The organism is Pseudoalteromonas sp. S327 (assembly GCF_005886415.1).
Taxonomy (GTDB): Bacteria; Pseudomonadota; Gammaproteobacteria; order Enterobacterales; family Alteromonadaceae; genus Pseudoalteromonas; species Pseudoalteromonas atlantica.
The window spans coordinates 1-275 of sequence record NZ_PNDP01000193.1; the positions used below are offsets into that span (position 1 = coordinate 1).

The 275-nt window shown below is 35.3% G+C and carries 1 pseudogene; it reads left to right on the forward strand.

The features are described from left to right. Window positions 1-182: pseudogene (locus CWB60_RS20690) on the forward strand (hypothetical protein); the annotation flags it as partial. Window positions 183-275 lie beyond the last annotated feature (93 nt).

The window sequence follows — 275 nt, forward strand, 5'->3', positions numbered from 1 at the left end:
GAGTCACACGTGAAAAAGTACGCCAACTTACATCGTTTGCATTAAGTAACCGTGGTGTAGCCCGCATGATTGCCAAAAAAGACACCGCAGTCCTTTCAGAATTATACGAAGAGAATCAAATTTCTAAAAACTCACTGGTATCTCATAATTTAACGCGTGATAAAGAAGATTTATCGTTATAAAAACGTTTTATAACGCGATAAAAAAGCCGATGAAGGGATAATCCTGCATCGGCTTTTTTGTATACAATTGAAAGTTTTATATCGTGTTTTTAT